Source organism: Streptomyces corallincola (assembly GCF_019104725.1).
Taxonomy (GTDB): Bacteria; Actinomycetota; Actinomycetes; order Streptomycetales; family Streptomycetaceae; genus Streptomyces; species Streptomyces corallincola.
The window spans coordinates 107,928-125,904 of the sequence record NZ_JAHRXF010000014.1 but is presented as its reverse complement, the minus strand read 5'-3'; the positions used below and the strand labels follow the sequence as shown (position 1 = coordinate 125,904).

Annotated in this window: 12 protein-coding genes; 4 read left to right on the top strand and 8 right to left on the bottom strand. The window is 72.7% G+C overall.

Going from position 1 to position 17,977, the window contains the following annotated elements:
* Positions 1 to 342: 342 nt before the first annotated feature.
* Complete coding sequence (locus KUM39_RS12505) at positions 343 to 5,319, top strand: DUF3320 domain-containing protein (RefSeq protein ID WP_246620008.1); 4,977 nt, start codon at positions 343 to 345, stop codon at positions 5,317 to 5,319.
* A 101-nt stretch (positions 5,320 to 5,420) separates the two neighbouring features.
* Here KUM39_RS12505 and pgl read toward each other — a convergent pair whose 3' ends face one another.
* From pgl to tkt, 5 genes are read right to left on the bottom strand one after another with little or no spacing between them, the layout of a single operon-like run.
* On the bottom strand, positions 5,421 to 6,203 hold the full coding sequence (gene pgl / locus KUM39_RS12500) for a 6-phosphogluconolactonase (protein ID WP_217785635.1): 783 nt from the start codon (positions 6,201 to 6,203) through the stop codon (positions 5,421 to 5,423).
* On the bottom strand, positions 6,200 to 7,255 hold the full coding sequence (gene opcA / locus KUM39_RS12495; protein ID WP_217785634.1) for a glucose-6-phosphate dehydrogenase assembly protein OpcA: 1,056 nt from the start codon (positions 7,253 to 7,255) through the stop codon (positions 6,200 to 6,202). The genes pgl and opcA overlap by 4 nt, the downstream gene beginning before the upstream one ends.
* On the bottom strand, positions 7,252 to 8,790 hold the full coding sequence (gene zwf / locus KUM39_RS12490) for a glucose-6-phosphate dehydrogenase (protein WP_372455748.1): 1,539 nt from the start codon (positions 8,788 to 8,790) through the stop codon (positions 7,252 to 7,254). Before zwf ends, opcA begins: the two co-directional genes overlap by 4 nt.
* 1 nt (position 8,791) lies before the next feature.
* Complete coding sequence (tal, locus tag KUM39_RS12485; protein WP_217785633.1) at positions 8,792 to 9,910, bottom strand: transaldolase; 1,119 nt, start codon at positions 9,908 to 9,910, stop codon at positions 8,792 to 8,794.
* A gap of 35 nt (positions 9,911 to 9,945) precedes the next feature.
* Positions 9,946 to 12,033, bottom strand: coding sequence for a transketolase (tkt, locus tag KUM39_RS12480; protein WP_217785632.1), 2,088 nt, complete (start codon positions 12,031 to 12,033; stop codon positions 9,946 to 9,948).
* Positions 12,034 to 12,514: 481 nt separating this feature from the next.
* Between tkt and KUM39_RS12475 the strand changes: the two genes are divergently transcribed.
* The 3 genes from KUM39_RS12475 (at position 12,515) to KUM39_RS12465 (ending at position 15,173) form a co-directional block, all read left to right on the top strand.
* Positions 12,515 to 13,471 carry a heme o synthase gene (locus KUM39_RS12475; RefSeq protein ID WP_217785644.1) on the top strand — a complete coding sequence of 319 codons (957 nt, stop codon included), beginning with the start codon at positions 12,515 to 12,517 and terminating at the stop codon, positions 13,469 to 13,471.
* Positions 13,472 to 13,571: 100 nt separating this feature from the next.
* On the top strand, positions 13,572 to 13,946 hold the full coding sequence (locus KUM39_RS12470; RefSeq protein WP_246620006.1) for a hypothetical protein: 375 nt from the start codon (positions 13,572 to 13,574) through the stop codon (positions 13,944 to 13,946).
* A 120-nt stretch (positions 13,947 to 14,066) separates the two neighbouring features.
* Complete coding sequence (locus tag KUM39_RS12465; RefSeq protein WP_217785631.1) at positions 14,067 to 15,173, top strand: amidohydrolase family protein; 1,107 nt, start codon at positions 14,067 to 14,069, stop codon at positions 15,171 to 15,173.
* Positions 15,174 to 15,187: 14 nt separating this feature from the next.
* Here KUM39_RS12465 and KUM39_RS12460 read toward each other — a convergent pair whose 3' ends face one another.
* The 3 genes from KUM39_RS12460 to KUM39_RS12450 form a co-directional block, all read right to left on the bottom strand.
* Positions 15,188 to 16,198: a COX15/CtaA family protein gene (locus KUM39_RS12460; RefSeq protein WP_217785630.1), complete on the bottom strand. Its 1,011-nt coding sequence runs from the start codon at positions 16,196 to 16,198 to the stop codon at positions 15,188 to 15,190.
* Between the two features lie 72 nt (positions 16,199 to 16,270).
* Positions 16,271 to 16,984, bottom strand: a complete 714-nt coding sequence (locus tag KUM39_RS12455; RefSeq protein ID WP_246620034.1) for an ABC transporter permease — start codon at positions 16,982 to 16,984, stop codon at positions 16,271 to 16,273.
* Between the two features lie 50 nt (positions 16,985 to 17,034).
* Positions 17,035 to 17,958, bottom strand: coding sequence for an ABC transporter ATP-binding protein (locus tag KUM39_RS12450; RefSeq protein ID WP_217785628.1), 924 nt, complete (start codon positions 17,956 to 17,958; stop codon positions 17,035 to 17,037).
* Between the last annotated feature and the right edge of the window lie 19 nt (positions 17,959 to 17,977).

Below are 17,977 nucleotides of genomic sequence, written 5' to 3'. Positions count from 1 at the left end.
GGAGGGCACCGACGTGCCCGGTCTGGACCCGTCCACCACGGCCCTGGTGGGGCAGTACCGCGAGCTGCGCGGCCGTAGCTGACCGGGTGTTCCCAAGGCGACGGCGGGCCGTCCCGGAGCGTTCAACGCGCCGGAGCGGCCCGCCGGTTGCCGTTCACGACCCGACCGGATCGGTCAAGTGAGCGAACGGAATCGGCACACTCTCTCCCCCTTTTGTCTGCAACGAATTCATATCGTGTCACCGGTCGATGATGTACCGGCGCCGGTGAACTGATAGTCAGGTGGGATCGGGGGGCCGGTTCGGGTGGTTGCCCCTGCGCGCTTTCAGGAGGTATCCCGCCCATGACCCCTCAGCGTCCCGCCCTGCGGACCGTCCTCGACGGCTGGCGCAACTCCCTGCTGGACATGGGCGGGCGCAACCGGCTGCTCAACTTCCGGCACACCAGGACCGCCAGCCTGGAGATCACCCTGCCGGACGCCGGGCCCCTGCTCGCGGACCTCGGCCGGGGCTGGGAGTTCGCCCCGGTCCCCGAACGCGGCCCCGGCGTGACTCTCGGCAAGTCCGGCGACGACACGGCCGACGGCTCCGCGTCCGGTGCCGCGAAACCCGCCACCGCTCGCGGCGCCCGCCCCGGACTCGTCACCCAGAAGACCACCCAGGCCGGACTCGACGCCGCCCTGTACCAACTGCGCCAGAAGTCCGCCCAGATGTTCAACGACTACGGCCTCTGGGTGCTCTGGCTCGGCATCGGCATGCTCGACTGGCGGGAGGCCGGGGCGCAGGAGTCCAGCGCCGCCCCGCTGCTCCTCGTACCCGTGGAGATCCGGCGGGACGGGAACCGCCGGTACCGGCTGCACCCGGCCGAGGACCAGGACCGTATCCACAACCCGGCGCTCGCGGTGAAGCTGGAGCGGCTCGGGGTGGAGTGGACCGCGGTCACCGGCACCGATGTCACCGACCTGCCCGCGGTGCTCGCCGCCGCGCGGAAGGCGGTGGCCGGACAGGGCGGCTGGGCGGTCGCGGAGCGGGCGGTGCTCGGGCTGTTCGCCTCGCACCGGGAAGCCATGTACCAGGACCTCCAGCAGAACGAGGACCGCATTCTGGAACACCCGCTGGTGCGGGCCGTCGCCCTCGGGCCCGACGCGGACGTGGAGGACGGACTGATCGCCTTCGACCCGCCCGACCTCGACCGCATCGACGAGCTCCAGCTCCCCGAGCGCACCCCGCTGGTCCTGGACGCCGACGCCTCGCAGCGGCAGTGCATCGCCGCCGCCCTCGACCAGCGCTCCTTCGTGATGAGTGGCCCGCCCGGCACCGGCAAGAGCCAGACCATCACCAACATGATCGCCGCGCTGATGCACGCCGGGCGCAGCGTGCTGTTCGTCAGTGAGAAGGCGGCGGCGCTGGACGTCGTACGCAACCGGCTGCGCGGGGTGGGGCTCGGGGACTTCGTGCTCGCCCTGCACAGCGGTGACACCGGCAAGAAGGCCGTCGCCACCGAACTCGCCCGCGTCCTCACCACCGAGACCCGGGTCGCCGGGGCCGCCGAGCACGAGTTGGACCAGGCCCGCAGGCTGCGCGAGGGGCTGTCCGGGTACGCCGCCGCGATGAACGAGACCCGCGAACCCCTGGGCCGTACCCTGCACGACGTGCTGGGCAGGCTGGTGCTGCTGGAGCAGGCCGGGACCCCGGCGCTGCCGCTCGGTGCCGACGACGCGAAGGCGGCCCGGGGCCTGAGCGCGGGCGCGCTCCAGGAACTCGGCGCGGCGGCACGGGCGTTGGCCCGCGCCTGGCGGCCCGCAGCCGAGGGCGAGTCCTTCCCCTGGCGCGGCCTGACCGGCGACAACGCCCCCCAGGCCGTCACCGAGGCCGCCGACGCCCTGGACGCGCTGCGCGCCGCCGCCGCACGGCGCCCGTTCGCCGCGGCGGGCCCCGAACCGGACACCGCGCGGGAGGTGCAGCGGCTCGTCCGCACTCTGCGGGGCGACCTGCCGGACGCGCCCGCCGACGCCGACGGCAGCCTCCCCGACGACACCTCCGAGCAGGCCGCCCAGCTCGCCGACCTGCTCGGCATGGCCAAGCCCGGGAACCCGGCCGACGCGTTCACGCTGTGCGCGCTCGCGGATCTCACCCGCGCCGGACACCGGCCGCCGCGTGGCTGGTTCGAGCCCGGTGCCCTGCGCCGGGCACACACGGCGGCGGAAGAGCTGCGTACCGCGCTGGACGCGGCCGGGGCCGCCCGCGCCGAGGCCGCCGACGTGTTCGGCGAGCAGGTGCTTGCCGCCGACGGCCTGGCCGACCTGGTCCAGCGGTTCGCCGAGCGGCACCGGGGGCTGATGTCCCGGTTCTCGGCCGCGTTCAAGGCCGACCGTGACGCCGTCGCCGCGCTGACCACCGGCGGTGTCTGGGACAAGTCCCTCGTCGCCCGCCTCGGAGATGCCCTCGCCTGGCAGCGGACCGTCCGCGAGGTCGCCCGGCTCGCCGACACGCACACGGACCTCCTCGGCCGGTACACCCCGCGCACGGCCGACGCGGTCCCCGCCCTGGACGCTGCCCTCGCCACCGCCGACCGCGCCACCGAGCTCGGCGCCCCCGCCGTACGCCCCGACCTGCTCGCGGACCTGCTCGCGGACGGCACCGCCGACGACCCGCTGCCCGCGCTGCTCGCGGAGAACGTCCGCCGGGCGCTCGGGGCGTGGTGCGCCGTCGCCGCCGCGCGGGCCGCCCGCTGGACCCGGTCCGCCGAGGCACTGCTCGCCCTGTTCGACACCGACCGCCGCACCCGGCTCTCGCCCGCTCTGCTCGGCCCGCTCCGGCAGGCCGGGCAGGTGCTGGACACGCTGCGCGCCGACCCGGAGGGCCCCGACGTGTGGCGGGCCCACCTCGACGCGCGTGCCGTGCTCGCCCGGCACGGCGCGGACGCGCTGGTCCCGGCCGCCGCCGAACGCGGCCTCGACCCCGAGGGGCTGCCCGGCGTGGTCGAGCAGGCCGTGCTGCGCGCCTGGGCGGACGATCTGCTCGCCGGGGACCAGCGGCTGCGGGGCGCCCGCTCCGCCGACCTGGACGCGCGGGTGGCCGACTTCCGGGAGGCCGACCGGCGGCTGGTCGCGGCCGCGGCCGGCGCGGTCGTCGAGGCGTGCAACAGACGGCGCCCGCGCAGCTTCGCCGGGGGATCGGCCGCCGTCATCGTGCGCGAGGCGGAGAAGAAGACCCGGCACATGCCGGTGCGCGAACTCCTCGGCCGCACCCGCGAGGTCGTCCAGACCGTCAAGCCCTGCTTCATGATGAGTCCGCTGACGGTCAGCCAGTTCCTGCCGCCGGACTTCCACTTCGACGTGGTCGTCTTCGACGAGGCGTCCCAGGTCCGGCCCGGCGACGCCGTGAACTGCGTCTACCGGGGCCGCACCCTGATCGTCGCCGGGGACGAGAAGCAGCTCCCGCCGACCTCGTTCTTCGACTCCGCCGTGGACGACGACTCCGACGAGTACGCCGAGGACGTGCCCGACTCCTTCGAGTCCCTGCTGCACGCCTGCAAGGCCGGTTCGCTGCGCGAACTCCCGCTGCGCTGGCACTACCGCAGCCGCCACGAGAACCTGATCACCTTCAGCAACCGCGAGTTCTACGCCAACTCGATGATCACCTTCCCCGGCGCGCTGGACGAGGGCAACGACGTGGGCGTCGCCTTCCTCGACGGCGGCGGTGTCTACGACCGGGGCGGCCGCCGGGACAACCGGGCGGAGGCGGAGACCGTCGCCCGCCGGGTCCTGCACCACTTCGACACCCGGCCCGGCCGCACGCTCGGCGTGGTCGCCCTCTCCCAGGCACAGGCGTCCGCGATCGACCTCGCCGTCCAGCAGGCCCGGCTCGCCCGGCCCGACCTCGACCACTGCTTCACCGAGGACCGCCTCGACGGCTTCTTCGTGAAGAACCTGGAGTCGGTGCAGGGCGACGAACGCGACGTGATGATCATGTCGGTCGGTTACGGGCCCGATGAGCACGGCAGACTCGGGCTGAACTTCGGCCCGATCAACAAGGACGGCGGCTGGCGTCGGCTCAACGTGGCCGTCACCCGTGCCCGGTACCGGATGGAGGTCGTCGCCTCCTTCCGCGGGGCCGCGCTGCCGGACAGCCCCAACGAGAGCGTGCAGTACCTCAAGCGCTACCTCGAATACGCCCAGAACGGCCCCGCCGTCCTGGCCCGCGACGCCGTCCGGGCCGACGCCGAACCCGACAGCCCCTTCGAGGAGTCGGTGCTCGCCGTGCTGCGAGGCTGGGGCTACCGGGTCGAGCCGCAGGTCGGCGTCGCCGGATACCGCATCGACCTCGGCGTGCGCCACCCCGAGCTGCCCGGCGCGTACGCCCTCGGCATCGAGTGCGACGGCGCGATGTACCACTCCTCGCGCGCCGCCCGGGACCGGGACCGACTGCGCGAGCAGGTGCTCAACGGGCTCGGCTGGCGGCTGCACCGCATCTGGGGCACCGACTGGTACCGAGGGCGGGCCGCCGCCGAACTCCGCCTGCGTGAGGCGGTGGAGCAGGCCGTCGCCCGGGGCCCGCTCGGCCTCGCACCGGCACCGGCTCCCGAGCCCGCTGCCTCCGGGCCTGCCGAGGCGTACGACTCCACCCCGGCCACCCCCGTCGAGAGCCACCCGGAACACCCCCCCCCCGCCGTCCCCTCCCCGCGCACCCCCGGCGCCGACGAGCACCCGGCACCCGCCGGACCCGAACGCGTCCCCGTGCGCATCGGCGCCGCCGACCGCCCCTGGAGCGCCCCGTACCGCACCGGCGACCTCACCCCCGTACGCTCACCGCACGAGCTGCACACCGTGGAGGCCCGCCCCCGACTGCGTACTCTGCTGGCCGGGATCATCGAGGCCGAGGGACCCGTGCACGAGGACCTGCTGGTGCAGCGGGCCCGCGAGGCGTGGGGCGTCGGCCGGGCCGGTAACCGCATCCGCGACAACGTCCGCGAGGTGGCCGCCGCCCTGGTCCGCACCCGCCGCTTCACCGCCGACGGGCCGTTCTACGACACCCGCGACCGGGACACGCTCCGCGCCCGGCGGCCTGAGGACGGCACGGCACCCCGCAAGGTCCAGCACATCGCCCCCGCCGAACGGCATCTGGCGCTGTACGGGCTGAGCGTGGAGTGCCCCGGCATGTCCGAGGACGAACTCATCAAGCTGGCCTGCGAGTTCTTCGGATACCGACGCACCGGCAAGGACATCCGCGAGACCTTCGTCCAGGACGTGGCCGCCCTGCGCGCGGCGGGCCGGCTCGGCGGCGGCCCGGACCGGGTGGTCGCCGTCCGCACGGAATGACGTACCCCGGACATCTGAACTGTCATGTGGAACAAATGAGTTGACATGAAGAAGGGGGCGCCGGGAGTCAACCCGGCGCCCCCTTCGGGGTGTTCACGGTGTCACGGGGACGCCGGGCGATACAGGGCGCGGGGCAGCTGGGAGGCCGCCGCGTCGTCCAGGAGCCACAGGGTGCGGGCCCGGCCCCGGGCGCCCGCCACCGGGGCCTGGATCTCGCCCGCGCCGGAGAGGCCGATGGCGACGGCCTCCGCCTTGTCCTCGCCCGCCGCGAGCAGCCACACCTCACGGGCGGAGCGGATCGCGGGCAGTGTCAGCGAGATCCGGGTGGGCGGTGGCTTCGGCGCGCCGTGCACACCGACCACCGTCCGCTCCGTCTCCCGGACACCGGGCAACTCCGGGAAGAGGGACGCCACATGGGTGTCCGGGCCGACGCCCAGCATCAGCACGTCGAACGCGGGCACCCCGCCGTGGTTCTCCCCGCCCGCCGCACCGGCCAGCTCCGCCGCGTACGCCTCGGCCGCCGCCTCCACGTCCGCGCCGTACGGGCCGTCGGAGGCGGGCATGGCGTGCACGCGCTCCGGGTCCACCGGGACCGAGTCGAGCAGGGCCTCGCGGGCCTGGGTGACATTGCGCTCCGGGTCGCCCTCGGGCAGGAAGCGCTCGTCACCCCACCACAGGTCCAGGCGCCCCCAGTCGATCGCGTCCCGCGCCGGGGACGTCGCCAGCGCGGCCAGCAGGCCGTTGCCGTTGCGCCCGCCGGTGAGGACCACGGACGCGCCGCCCCGCGAGGACTGCGCGTCCACGATCTTCGTGATCAGCCGGGCGGCAGCCGCCTCGGCCATCAGACCCTTGTCGTGGTGCACGACCAACTGCGGGGCGCTCACTCGGCGTTCGCCTTCCGCGCGGCCGTTTTCCGGGCGGTGGCCTTCCGTGCGGCGGGCTTGGCGGCGGGCGTGGACTCCGGCTCACCGGCCGCACCGGCCGCCTCGGTCGCCGTACCCTCGGCCTCGCCCGTCTCCAGCCGCTCCACGCCGTAGCGCAGCGCCGACGCGTAGGTGTCGTCCGGGTCCAGCCGACGCAGCTCCTCCGCGATCAGCTCGGCGGTGTCCCGCCGCTTCAGCGCCACCGCGCGGGCGGGCTGCCCCTCGATGGCGAGCGTCGCCAGCGTGCCGTCCGCCCGGTCCAGGACGATCGGCCCGCCGGTGGTCTCCATCCGGACCGCCGTCAGACCGGGCCCCGGGGACAGCGCGCGCCGCACCGGCACGTCCAGCCGGTCCGCGAGCCACATGGCCAGCAGCTCACAGCTCGGGTTGGACTCCTCGCCCCGCACCTCGACGGCCCGCACCGTGCCGTCCACCTGGTCCAGGGCCGCCGCGAGCATCGAACGCCACGGCGTGATCCGGGTCCAGGACAGATCGGTGTCGCCCGGTGTGTAGGCGTCCGCCCGCGCGGTCAGCTCGCGTACGGGCTGCTCGGCGGTGTAGGTGTCGGTCACCCGGCGCTGCGCCAGCGCGCCGAGGGGGTCCCTCGCCGGGTCGGCCGGAGAGTTCACCGGCCACCAGACGACCACCGGGGCGTCCGGCAGCAGCAGCGGCAGCACCACGGAGTCGGCGTGGTCGGAGACCTCGCCGTAGGTGCGCAGCACCACGGTCTCGCCGGTGCCCGCCTCCGCGCCCACCCGCACCTCGGCGTCCAGCCGGGAGGAGGTGCGGTCGCGCGCGGTGCGGGACACCCGCTTGATGACGACCAGGGTGCGCGAGGGATGCTCGCGCGAGGCGTCCCCGGCCGCCTTCAGGGCGTCGTAGGCGTTCTCCTCGTCGGTGACGATGACCAGGGTGAGCACCATGCCGACGGCGGGGGTGCCGACGGCGCGGCGCCCCCGGACGAGCGCCTTGTTGATGTCACCGGCGGTGGTGTCGGTCAGGTCTATCTTCATGGCCGGCGCCAGCTCCGTCCGTCTCGTGCCAGCATCTCGTCCGCCTCGGCCGGGCCCCAGGTGCCCGACTTGTACTGCGCGGGCCTGCCGTGCCTGTCCCAGTGCTGCTCGATCGGGTCGAGGATCTTCCAGGACAGCTCGACCTCCTCCGTGCGCGGGAAGAGGTTGGCGTCGCCGAGCAGCACATCGAGGATGAGCCGTTCGTACGCCTCCGGGCTGGACTCGGTGAACGACTCGCCGTAGGCGAAGTCCATCGACACGTCCCGGATCTCCATCGAGGTGCCCGGCACCTTGGAGCCGAAGCGGACCGTGATGCCCTCGTCCGGCTGGACGCGGATCACGATCGCGTTCTGGCCCAGCTCCTCCGTCGCCGTGTGGTCGAACGGGGAGTGCGGGGCGCGCTGGAAGACCACCGCGATCTCGGTGACCCGGCGGCCCAGCCGCTTGCCGGTGCGCAGATAGAAGGGGACGCCCGCCCAGCGGCGGTTGTCCACCTCCAGCTTCACCGCGGCGTAGGTGTCGGTCTTCGACTTGCCGTCGATACCGTCCTCTTCGAGGTAGCCGATGACCTTCTCGCCGCCCTGCCAGCCCGCGGCGTACTGCCCGCGCACGGTGGAACGGCTCAGGTCCTTCGGCAGCCGGACGGCGCCCAGCACCTTCTCCTTCTCCGCGGCCAGCGCATCCGCGCCGAAGGAGGCGGGCTCCTCCATCGCGGTGAGCGCCATCAGCTGGAGCAGGTGGTTCTGGATGACGTCACGGGCGGCGCCGATGCCGTCGTAGTACCCGGCCCGGCCGCCGATGCCGATGTCCTCGGCCATCGTGATCTGGACGTGGTCCACGAAGGACCGGTTCCAGATCGGCTCGAACATCGTGTTGGCGAAGCGGAGCGCCAGGATGTTCTGGACGGTCTCCTTGCCGAGGTAGTGGTCGATCCGGAAGACCTGCTCCGGCTCGAACACCTCGTGCACGACCTTGTTCAGCTCCTCGGCCGACTTCAGGTCGTGGCCGAACGGCTTCTCGATGACCGCGCGCCGCCAGGACCCGCCGGTCTGGTCGGCCAGGCCGTGCTTCTTCAGCTGCTGGATGACCACCGGGAACGAACGCGGCGGCACCGACAGGTAGAAGGCGAAGTTGCCGCCCGTACCCTGTGCCTTGTCCAGTTCCTCGATGGTGCCGCGCAGCCGCTCGAACGCCTCGTCGTCGTCGAAGGTGCCCTGGACGAACCGCATCCCCTGGAGGAGCTGCTGCCAGACCTCCTCACGGAACGGGGTCCGGGCGTGCTCCTTGACCGCGTCGTGCACGACCTCGGCGAAGTCCTCGTGCTCCCAGTCGCGGCGGGCGAAGCCGACCAGCGAGAAGCCCGGCGGCAGCAGACCCCGGTTGGCGAGGTCGTACACGGCAGGCATCAGCTTCTTGCGGGACAGGTCGCCCGTGACACCGAAGATGACCAGGCCCGACGGCCCCGCGATACGCGGGAGCCGCCGGTCCGCCGGGTCACGCAGCGGGTTCGTGTCGATACCGGTGCGCGCCGACACCTCAGTCCTCCGCCGGGGCGAGGCGCTTCAGCTCCGCCTCGGTCGAGGCGAGCAGGTCGTTCCAGGAGACCTCGAACTTGTCCACGCCCTCGTTCTCCAGCAGCAGCACGACCTCGTCGTAGGAGATGCCGAGCTTCTCCACGGCGTCGAGATCGGCGCGGGCCTGCGCGTAGGTGCCCGTCACCGTGTCGCCGGTGATCCCACCGTGGTCGTCGGTGGCCTCCAGGGTGGCCTCCGGCATGGTGTTGACCGTGTTCGGCGCGACCAGCTCGGTGACGTACATGGTGTCCGCGTACGCGGGGTCCTTCACACCGGTGGACGCCCACAGCGGACGCTGCTTGTTCGCCCCCGCGTTCTCCAGGGTGCTCCAGCGCTCGGAGGAGAAGACCTCCTCGTACGCCTCGTAGGCGAGCCGGGCGTTGGCGAGAGCGGCCTTGCCGCGCAGCGCCTTGGCCTCGTCGGTGCCGATCGCGTCGAGCCGCTTGTCGATCTCGGTGTCCACCCGGGACACGAAGAAGGACGCCACGGAGTGGATCTTCGACAGGTCCAGGCCGCGTTCCCGGGCCTTCTCCAGGCCGGTCAGGTAGGCGTCCATGACCTTGCGGTACCGCTCCAGGGAGAAGATCAGCGTGACGTTGACGCTGATCCCGTGGCCGATCGTCTCGGCGATCGCGGGCAGGCCCGCCTCGGTCGCCGGGATCTTGATCAGCGCGTTGGGCCGGTCCACCAGCCAGGCCAGCTGCTTGGCCTCGGCGACCGTCGCCTTCGTGTTGTGCGCCAGGCGGGGGTCCACCTCGATGGAGACCCGGCCGTCCTTGCCGTCGGTGGCGTCGAACACGGGACGCAGGATGTCGGCGGCGTCACGGACGTCCGCCGTCGTGATCATCCGAATCGCCTCTTCGACGGTGACCCGGCGGGCGGCGAGGTCGGAGAGCTGCTGGTCGTACCCGTCGCCCTGCGAGATCGCCTTCTGGAAGATGGACGGATTGGTCGTGACGCCCACGACGTGCTGCTGGTCGATCAGCTCGGCCAGGTTGCCGGACGTGATCCGCTTGCGCGACAGGTCGTCCAGCCAGATCGCAACGCCCTCCTCGGAGAGGCGCTTCAGTGCGTCTGTCATGGATTACATCTCCTATTACGAGTCGTAGGTCAGCGTCAGCGCTGGGCGGCGGCGAGAGATTCCCGCGCCTTCGCGGCCACGTTCTCGGCGGTGAAACCGAACTCGCGGAACAGCACCTTGGCGTCGGCGGAGGCACCGAAGTGCTCCAGGGACACGATGCGGCCCGCGTCTCCGACGTACTTGTGCCAGGTCAGGCCGATGCCCGCCTCCACGGAGACCCGCGCCCGCACCGACGGCGGCAGCACGGACTCCCGGTACCCCTGGTCCTGCTCCTCGAACCACTCGACCGACGGCATCGACACGACCCGTGTCGGCACCCCCTCGGCCTGCAACCGCTCACGCGCCTCCACGGCCACGTGGACCTCGGAGCCGGTGGCGATCAGGAGGACCTCCGGCGCACCGCCCTCGGCCTCGAAGAGCACGTAACCGCCGCGCGCGGCCTCCTCGTTGGGCTCGTACGTCGGTACGCCCTGCCGGGTCAGCGCGAGGCCGTGCGGGGCGCCCTTGCCGAACTCCTTGGTGTACCGGCGCAGGATCTCGCGCCAGGCGATCGCGGTCTCGTTGGCGTCGGCCGGGCGGACCACGTTCAGACCCGGGATCGCGCGCAGCGAGGCGAGGTGCTCGACCGGCTGGTGGGTCGGGCCGTCCTCACCGAGGCCGATGGAGTCGTGCGTCCACACGTACGTCACCGGCAGGTGCATCAGCGCCGACAGCCGGACCGCGTTGCGCATGTAGTCGGAGAACACCAGGAAGGTGCCGCCGTAGATCCGCGTGTTGCCGTGCAGCGCGATGCCGTTCATCTCCGCGCCCATCGAGTGCTCGCGGATGCCGAAGTGGATCGTGCGGCCGTAGGGACTCGCCTCGGGCAGCGGGTTGCCCACCGGCAGGAACGAACTGTCCTTGTCGATGGTGGTGTTGTTGGACCCGGCGAGGTCGGCGGAGCCGCCCCACAGCTCGGGCACGACCGGGCCGAGTGCCTGGAGCACCTTGCCGGACGCGGCTCGGGTGGCGACCGCCTTGCCGGTCTCGAAGACGGGGAGCTTCTCCTCCCAGCCGGTCGGCAGCTCGCCCGCGGCGATCCGGTCGAACTCGGCGGCGCGCCCGGCGTTCTCGTTCCGCCAGGTCTGGAAGCCCTTCTCCCACTCGGCCTTGGCGGCGCTGCCGCGCTCCAGGGCCTCACGGGTGTGGGCGAGGACCTCGTCGGCGACCGCGAACGACCGCTCCGGGTCGAAGCCGAGGACGCGCTTGGTGGCGGCCACCTCGTCCGCGCCGAGCGCCGAGCCGTGCGCGGCCTCGGTGTTCTGTGCGTGCGGGGCGGGCCAGGCGATGATGGAGCGCATCGCGATGAAGGACGGGCGGTCCGTCACCCGCTTCGCGGCCTGGATCGCGTCGTACAGGGCGTGCGGGTCGAGGTCGCCGTCCGGCTTCGGGGCGATCCGCTGCACGTGCCAGCCGTACGCCTCGTACCGCTTGACGGTGTCCTCGGAGACGGCGGTCTCGGTGTCGCCCTCGATCGAGATGTGGTTGTCGTCCCACAGCAGGATGAGGTTGCCGAGCTTCTGGTGACCGGCCATCGAGGACGCCTCGGCGGAGATGCCCTCCTGGAGGCAGCCGTCACCGGCGATCGCGAAGACGTAGTGGTCGAAGGGGGAGGTGCCCTCGGGGGCCTCCGGGTCGAACAGACCGCGCTCGTAGCGGGACGCCATCGCCATGCCCACCGCGTTGGCGACACCCTGGCCGAGCGGCCCGGTGGTGGTCTCGACGCCGCGGGTGTGCCCGTACTCCGGGTGGCCCGGCGTCCGGGAGCCCCAGGTGCGGAAGGATTCGAGGTCGGCCAGCTCCAGGCCGAAACCGGCCAGGTAGAGCTGTGTGTAGAGGGTCAGGGACGAGTGACCGGCGGACAGCACGAAACGGTCGCGGCCGACCCACTCGGGGTCGGCCGGGTCGTGCCGCATCACCTTCTGGAAGAGGGTGTACGCGGCTGGAGCGAGGCTCATCGCGGTACCGGGATGGCCGTTGCCCACCTTCTGCACGGCGTCGGCGGCCAGGACGCGAGCGGTGTCCACGGCCCTCTGGTCCAGCTCGGTCCACTCAAGGTCTGCGGTGGTCGGCTTGGTGCTCACCCTGGGTCAGGGCTCCTCTCCACATGTTGGTCGCCGGCCCTGGAGGGCGTGCCCCCCACCCGGCCGCCGACGGGCTGCGTGCCCGCCGGCCGGTTCGAGCCTACCCCCGTGGGGACGTGCGTTTTTTCGACTCATTCCAGAGTGACGGGTGTGGTGGACATCCGCCTCCCGACCGGCCGTCGGAGCATTCGGCAGATGAATACGGAGCCGCTCATACGACCGCTCAACCGAGCTTTGTTCGCATGAATGAGCGAGAGCCGTTCCGGAGGTGTCCGGCGGCTGTCCCGGCGGTTCTTCCGGCGGTGCGGAGAGAAGGGGAGGGGGAAAGCGCGCGGCCGCCCGTCCGGTCGCCGGGGCACCGGCCAACACGAACCCACCCCCGCGAAGGGCGGGGTATGGGCAACGTCTAAAGTGGCGTGGTACGCGCGGGTCCTTTACCGGCATTTCACGCCGGGGGCCCGCTGGGATGTCTCTGTCAGGGGTGTGCGTGACGGCCGTCGAATCCCGTCCGGTGGGAGTGCTGGGTGATGCCGGCAAGGGCCCGGTCCACCGGCCGTTCGGGGCCCGTGTCAAGGCGTTCGTCGCACTGACCAAGCCGCGGATCATCGAGCTGCTGCTCATCACCACCGTGCCGGTGATGTTCCTGGCACAGCGGGGTGTGCCGGACCTGGGACTGGTCCTGCTCACCTGTCTCGGCGGCTATCTGTCGGCGGGCGGCGCCAACGCGCTCAACATGTACATCGACCGTGACATCGACGCGCTGATGGACCGTACGTCGCAGCGTCCACTGGTCACCGGGATGGTCAGTCCGCGCGAGTGCCTCGCCTTCGGCATCACGCTCGCGGTCGTCTCCACCCTGCTGTTCGGACTCACCGTCAACTGGCTGAGCGCCTGGCTGTCACTCGGTGCGCTGCTTTTCTACGTCGTCGTGTACACGATGATCCTCAAGCGGCGCACCTCCCAGAACATCGTGTGGGGCGGCATCGCCGGTTGCCTGCCGGTGCTCATCGGCTGGTCCTCCGTCACCGATTCCATGTCCTGGGCGCCGGTCATCCTCTTCCTCGTCATGTTCTTCTGGACGCCGCCGCACTACTGGCCGCTCTCCATGAAGGTCAAGGAGGACTACGCCCGCGTCGGCGTGCCGATGCTCCCGGTCGTCGCCTCCAACAAGGTCGTCGCCCGGCAGATCGTGATCTACAGCTGGGTGATGGTCGCCGTCTCCCTGCTGCTCACCCCGCTCGGCTACACCGGCTGGTTCTACACCGTGGTCGCCCTGGCCGCCGGTGGCTTCTGGCTCTGGGAGGCGCACGGCCTCCAGAACCGGGCCAAGGCCGAGGTGACGGGCGGCAAGCTGAAGGAGATGCGGCTGTTCCACTGGTCGATCACCTACGTGTCGATCCTGTTCGTGGCGGTCGCGGTGGACCCGTTCCTGCGCTGACCGGTTCCTCCGGTCGCCGGTTCTTCAAAGGAGGGGTGCGTGGCACAAGCCACGCACCCCTCCCTTAGCCCTTCGCGCTACTCATCGGTAGCATCCAGGCATGGCAGACACGCAGCAGGTTGACCCCGAGGGCGACGCGACCGCCGGGACCGGCACCAGGGCCGACGCCCGCACCGAGCGCGTGGTGGCGCGCCTGGCCCGGCAGCTCGGCGCCTTCGCCAAGGAACACGGCGGCGCCGAGGCCCAGATCGCCCACATCGGCGAACGCGGCGCCCGCATCGTCCTCGTCGGGGAGGACGGCGGCTGGGGCGACGCGGTGGCCCCCTCCACGGAAACGGCCGCGCGGGCCGTCGAGCGGGCGGGCCTCACCCTCCGCGAGACCTTCGACGGCGAGATGGCCGCCAAGGTCAGGACCGGGCCGTACGAGTGGACCCGGATGGCCGGACTCCAGATCGGGGGGCCGCGCAACCTCTGAGGACGCCCGCGCCGGGCGGCGAGTCGTCCCTCCGCCGCGACGCCCGCGGCGGCCGGTGCGACACCTGACGGCGCTTCACCCGTTAGGCCGGGCAGGCCAGCGTACGCGGGGAGTTGCGGGATGATCGAAGCGCCGTCCCTCGTGGACCAGCACTGCCACGGTGTGCTCCGTACGGAGCTGGGGCTCGGCACGTTCGAGGCGCAGCTCGCCCGGACCGAGGGGCCGCCCGCGCCGGGCACCACCCTCTTCGACACCCAGACCGGGTTCGCGGTACGCCGCTGGTGCCCGCCCCTGCTCGGTCTCGAACCCCACTGCGCGCCCGCCCGCTACCTCGCCCGGCGCCGGGAACTCGGCGCGCTGGAGGCGGGCCGCAGACTGCTGCGGGGCACCGGCATCACCACCTACCTCGTGGACACCGGGCTGCCCGGCGACCTCACCGAGCCCGCCGAACTCGCCCGCGCGGGCGGGGCCGAGGCCCGCGAGATCGTCCGCCTCGAACTCCTCGCGGAGCAGGTCGCGGACACCTCGGGCACCGTCGAGTCCTTCCTCGCCAACCTCGCTGAGTCCGTGCACGGCGCGGCGGCCGAGGCGGTCGCCTTCACCTCGGTCGCGGGCGTACGGCACGGTCTCGCGCTCACCCCCGAACCGCCCGGACCCGGCGAGGTGCGCGGGGCGGCGGGCCGCTGGCTGGCGGGTCGCCCGGTCGGCGGCGCGCTGACCGATCCCGTGCTGCTGCGGCACCTGCTGTGGATCGCGGTGGCCTCCGGGCGTCCGCTGCAACTCCACGCGGGGCTGGGGGAGCCGGGCGCCCGCAACGACCGCGGCGACCCGGTGCTGCTCACCGACTTCGTCCGGGCCACCGCGGGACTCGGCACCGATCTCGTCCTGCTGCACGGCTACCCCTACCACCGGCACGCCGCCCATCTCGCGGCCGCCTTCCCGCACGTCTACGCCGACTCCGGCGCCGCCCTCGTCCGCACCGGCGCCCGCGCGTCCACCGTCCTCGCGGAACTCCTCGAACTCGCCCCCTTCGGCAAGCTCCTCTTCTCCACCGGCGCCCACGGACTCCCCGAACTCCACGTCGTCGGCGCCCGCCTCTTCCGCGACGCCCTCGCCCGCGTCCTCGGCGCCTGGGTCACCGAGGGGGCATGGTCCCTGCCGGACGCGCGGCGGGTCGCGGGGATGCTGGGGGCGGAGAACGCACGGCGGATCTACGGACTGGGGTGAGGCGGGGGGGTGGGTCAGGCCGTCGAGCCGACCGTCACCCCGGCCGCCTGACCCGGCAGTTCCACGGAGGCGTCCGCGCGTTCGCGGAGGGAGAGGAGGACGCGGAGGACGGCGATCCAGACCAGGCAGGAGCCGAGCATGTGGAGGGCCACCAGGGCTTCGGGGAGGTGCGTGAAGTACTGGACGTAGCCGATGACGCCCTGGGCGAGCAGCACGACGAAGAGGTCGCGCGAGCGGGCCAGGGGGCCCCGGGGGGCGTCCACCGCCTTGAGGACGAACCAGAGGGCGAAGGTCAGGGTGACCACGATCCAGGCGAGCACCGCGTGCAGCTTGGCGACCGTCTCCCAGTCGATCGGGATGCGGTAGACCTCCTTGGAGTCGCCCGCGTGCGGCCCCGCGCCGGTGACGATCGTGCCGACGCCGATCAGCAGCACCGAGGCCAGCACCAGGAACCACACGAGCTGCCGTACCGCCGGACCCACCAGCGGACGCGGCTCCGCGTCGCCCTCCCGCGCCCGCTGCCACATCAGCGCGGCGACCGCGATCAGCGCGCTGGAGAGCAGGAAGTGCGCGGCGACCGTGTACGGGTTCAGCCCGACCAGCACCACGACGCCACCGAGCACCGCGTTGCCCATCACCACCCAGAACTGCGCCCAGCCCAGCCGGGTCAGGGACCTGCGCCACGGCTTCGCCGCGCGGGCCGCGACGATCGCCCAGCCGACGGCCGCGCACAGCACGTACGTCAGCATCCGGTTGCCGAACTCGATCGCGCCGTGGACGCCCATCGCCTCGGTCGTGGTGAGCGAGTCCGCCGTACAGGTCGGCCAGGTCGGGCAGCCCAGCCCCGAGCTGGTCAGCCGGACGGCACCGCCGGTGACCACGATGACCACGGACATCACGAGCGCGGCGAGCGTGGCCCGCCGGACGGTGCGCGGGTGCGGGGTCCAGCGGGCGGCGACGAAGGCGAGCGGGTTGCGCAGGGCCGCCACGGCGTCGGCGGGGGTCAGCTTTGGCACGCGCACCATCGTAGGGCGCCGTTTGTGCACGCGTTCACGAGGGTCCCGCGCAACGCGCCGGACGCCCCGCGGCGGCGCCCCTCACTCCCAGCGGAAGAACCTCCCCGCCGCCGCGAGGCCCACGACCGCCCACACCGCGAGAATCCCCAGGTCGCCCCAGGGCATCCCGGCGCCGTGCTGGAGCACGTCCCGCAGGCCGCCGGAGAGCGCGGAGATCGGCAGCAGCTCCAGCACCTGTTGGGCGGCGCCGAACTTCGCCAGGGGCACGATCACCCCGCCCCCGACCAGCAGCAGCAGGAACACCAGGTTGGCCGCCGCCAGCGTCGCCTCGGCCTTCAGCGTGCCCGCCATCAGCAGGCCCAGCCCGGAGAACGCGGCCGTGCCCAGCACCAGCAGGAGCAGGACGGCGGCCGGGTCGCCGTGCGGGGACCAGCCGAGGGCGAACGCGATCACGGTGAGCAGGATCACCTGGAGGATCTCCGTCACCAGCACGGCCGCCGTCTTCGCGGTCATCAGCGCCCAGCGGGGCAGCGGCGAGGACGCCAGCCGCTTCAGCACGCCGTACCTGCGTTCGAACCCGGTGGCGATGGCCTGCCCGGTGAACGCCGTGGACATCACCGCCAGCGCCAGCACGCCCGGCGCGAGGAAGTCCACCGGCTTCCCGGCCCCGGTGTCCACCACGTCCACCGTGCTGAACAGCACCAGCAGCAGCGCCGGGATCACCACGGTCAGCAGCAGCTGCTCACCGTTGCGCAGCAGCATCCGCGTCTCCAGCGCCGCCTGCGCCGCGATCATGCGGGGCAGCGGGGCCGCTCCGGGCCTCGGGGTGTACGTACCTGCGGCGGTCACGAGCGCAGCTCCCTGCCGGTGAGTTCCAGAAACACGTCCTCCAGGGTGTGCCGTTCCACCGAGATCCGGTCCGGCATCACCCCGTGCTGTGCGCACCAGGAGGTCACGGTGGCCAGCAGCTGCGGATCGATCTTGCCGGTGATCCGGTACCCGCCCGGTGTCGGTTCGGCCGCCGTGCAGTCCGCCGGGAGCGCCTTCAGCAGCGCGCCCACGTCCAGCCCCGGACGCCCGCCGAAGCGCAGCGTGTTCTCGGCGCCGCCCCGGCAGAGCGCCTCGGGGGAGCCCTGGGCGATGACCCGGCCGCCGTCGATGATCGCCACGTCGTCGGCGAGCTGCTCGGCCTCGTCCATGTGGTGCGTGGTCAGCACCACGGAGACGCCGTCCGCGCGCAGGTCCCGGATCAGGTCCCAGGTGGCGCGGCGGGCCTGCGGGTCCAGCCCGGCGGTCGGCTCGTCCAGGAACACCAGCTCCGGTCGGCCCACCACGGCCATCGCCAGCGCGAGCCGCTGCTGCTGCCCGCCGGACAGCCGCCGGTACGACGTACGGCCGCAGGAGCCGAGGCCGAGGCGCTCGCTCAGCGCGTCCACGTCCAGCGGGTGCGCGTGCAGCCGGGCCACGTGCCGCAGCATCTCCCCGGCGCGGGCACCGGAGTACACCCCGCCGGACTGGAGCATCACGCCGATGCGCGGGCGCAGTGCCGCCGCCTCGCGGACCGGGTCGAGGCCCAGGACGCGCACCGTGCCGCCGTCCGGCCTCCGGTACCCCTCGCAGGTCTCGACCGTGGTCGTCTTCCCGGCACCGTTCGGGCCGAGCACGGCCGTCACCCCGGCCCCGGCGACCAGATCCAGTCCGTCCACCGCGGTCTTCGTTCCGTACCGCTTCACCAGGCCCCGGACCTGGACCACGGGCTCACTTCGCATGTCACCAGAGTCTAGGGAG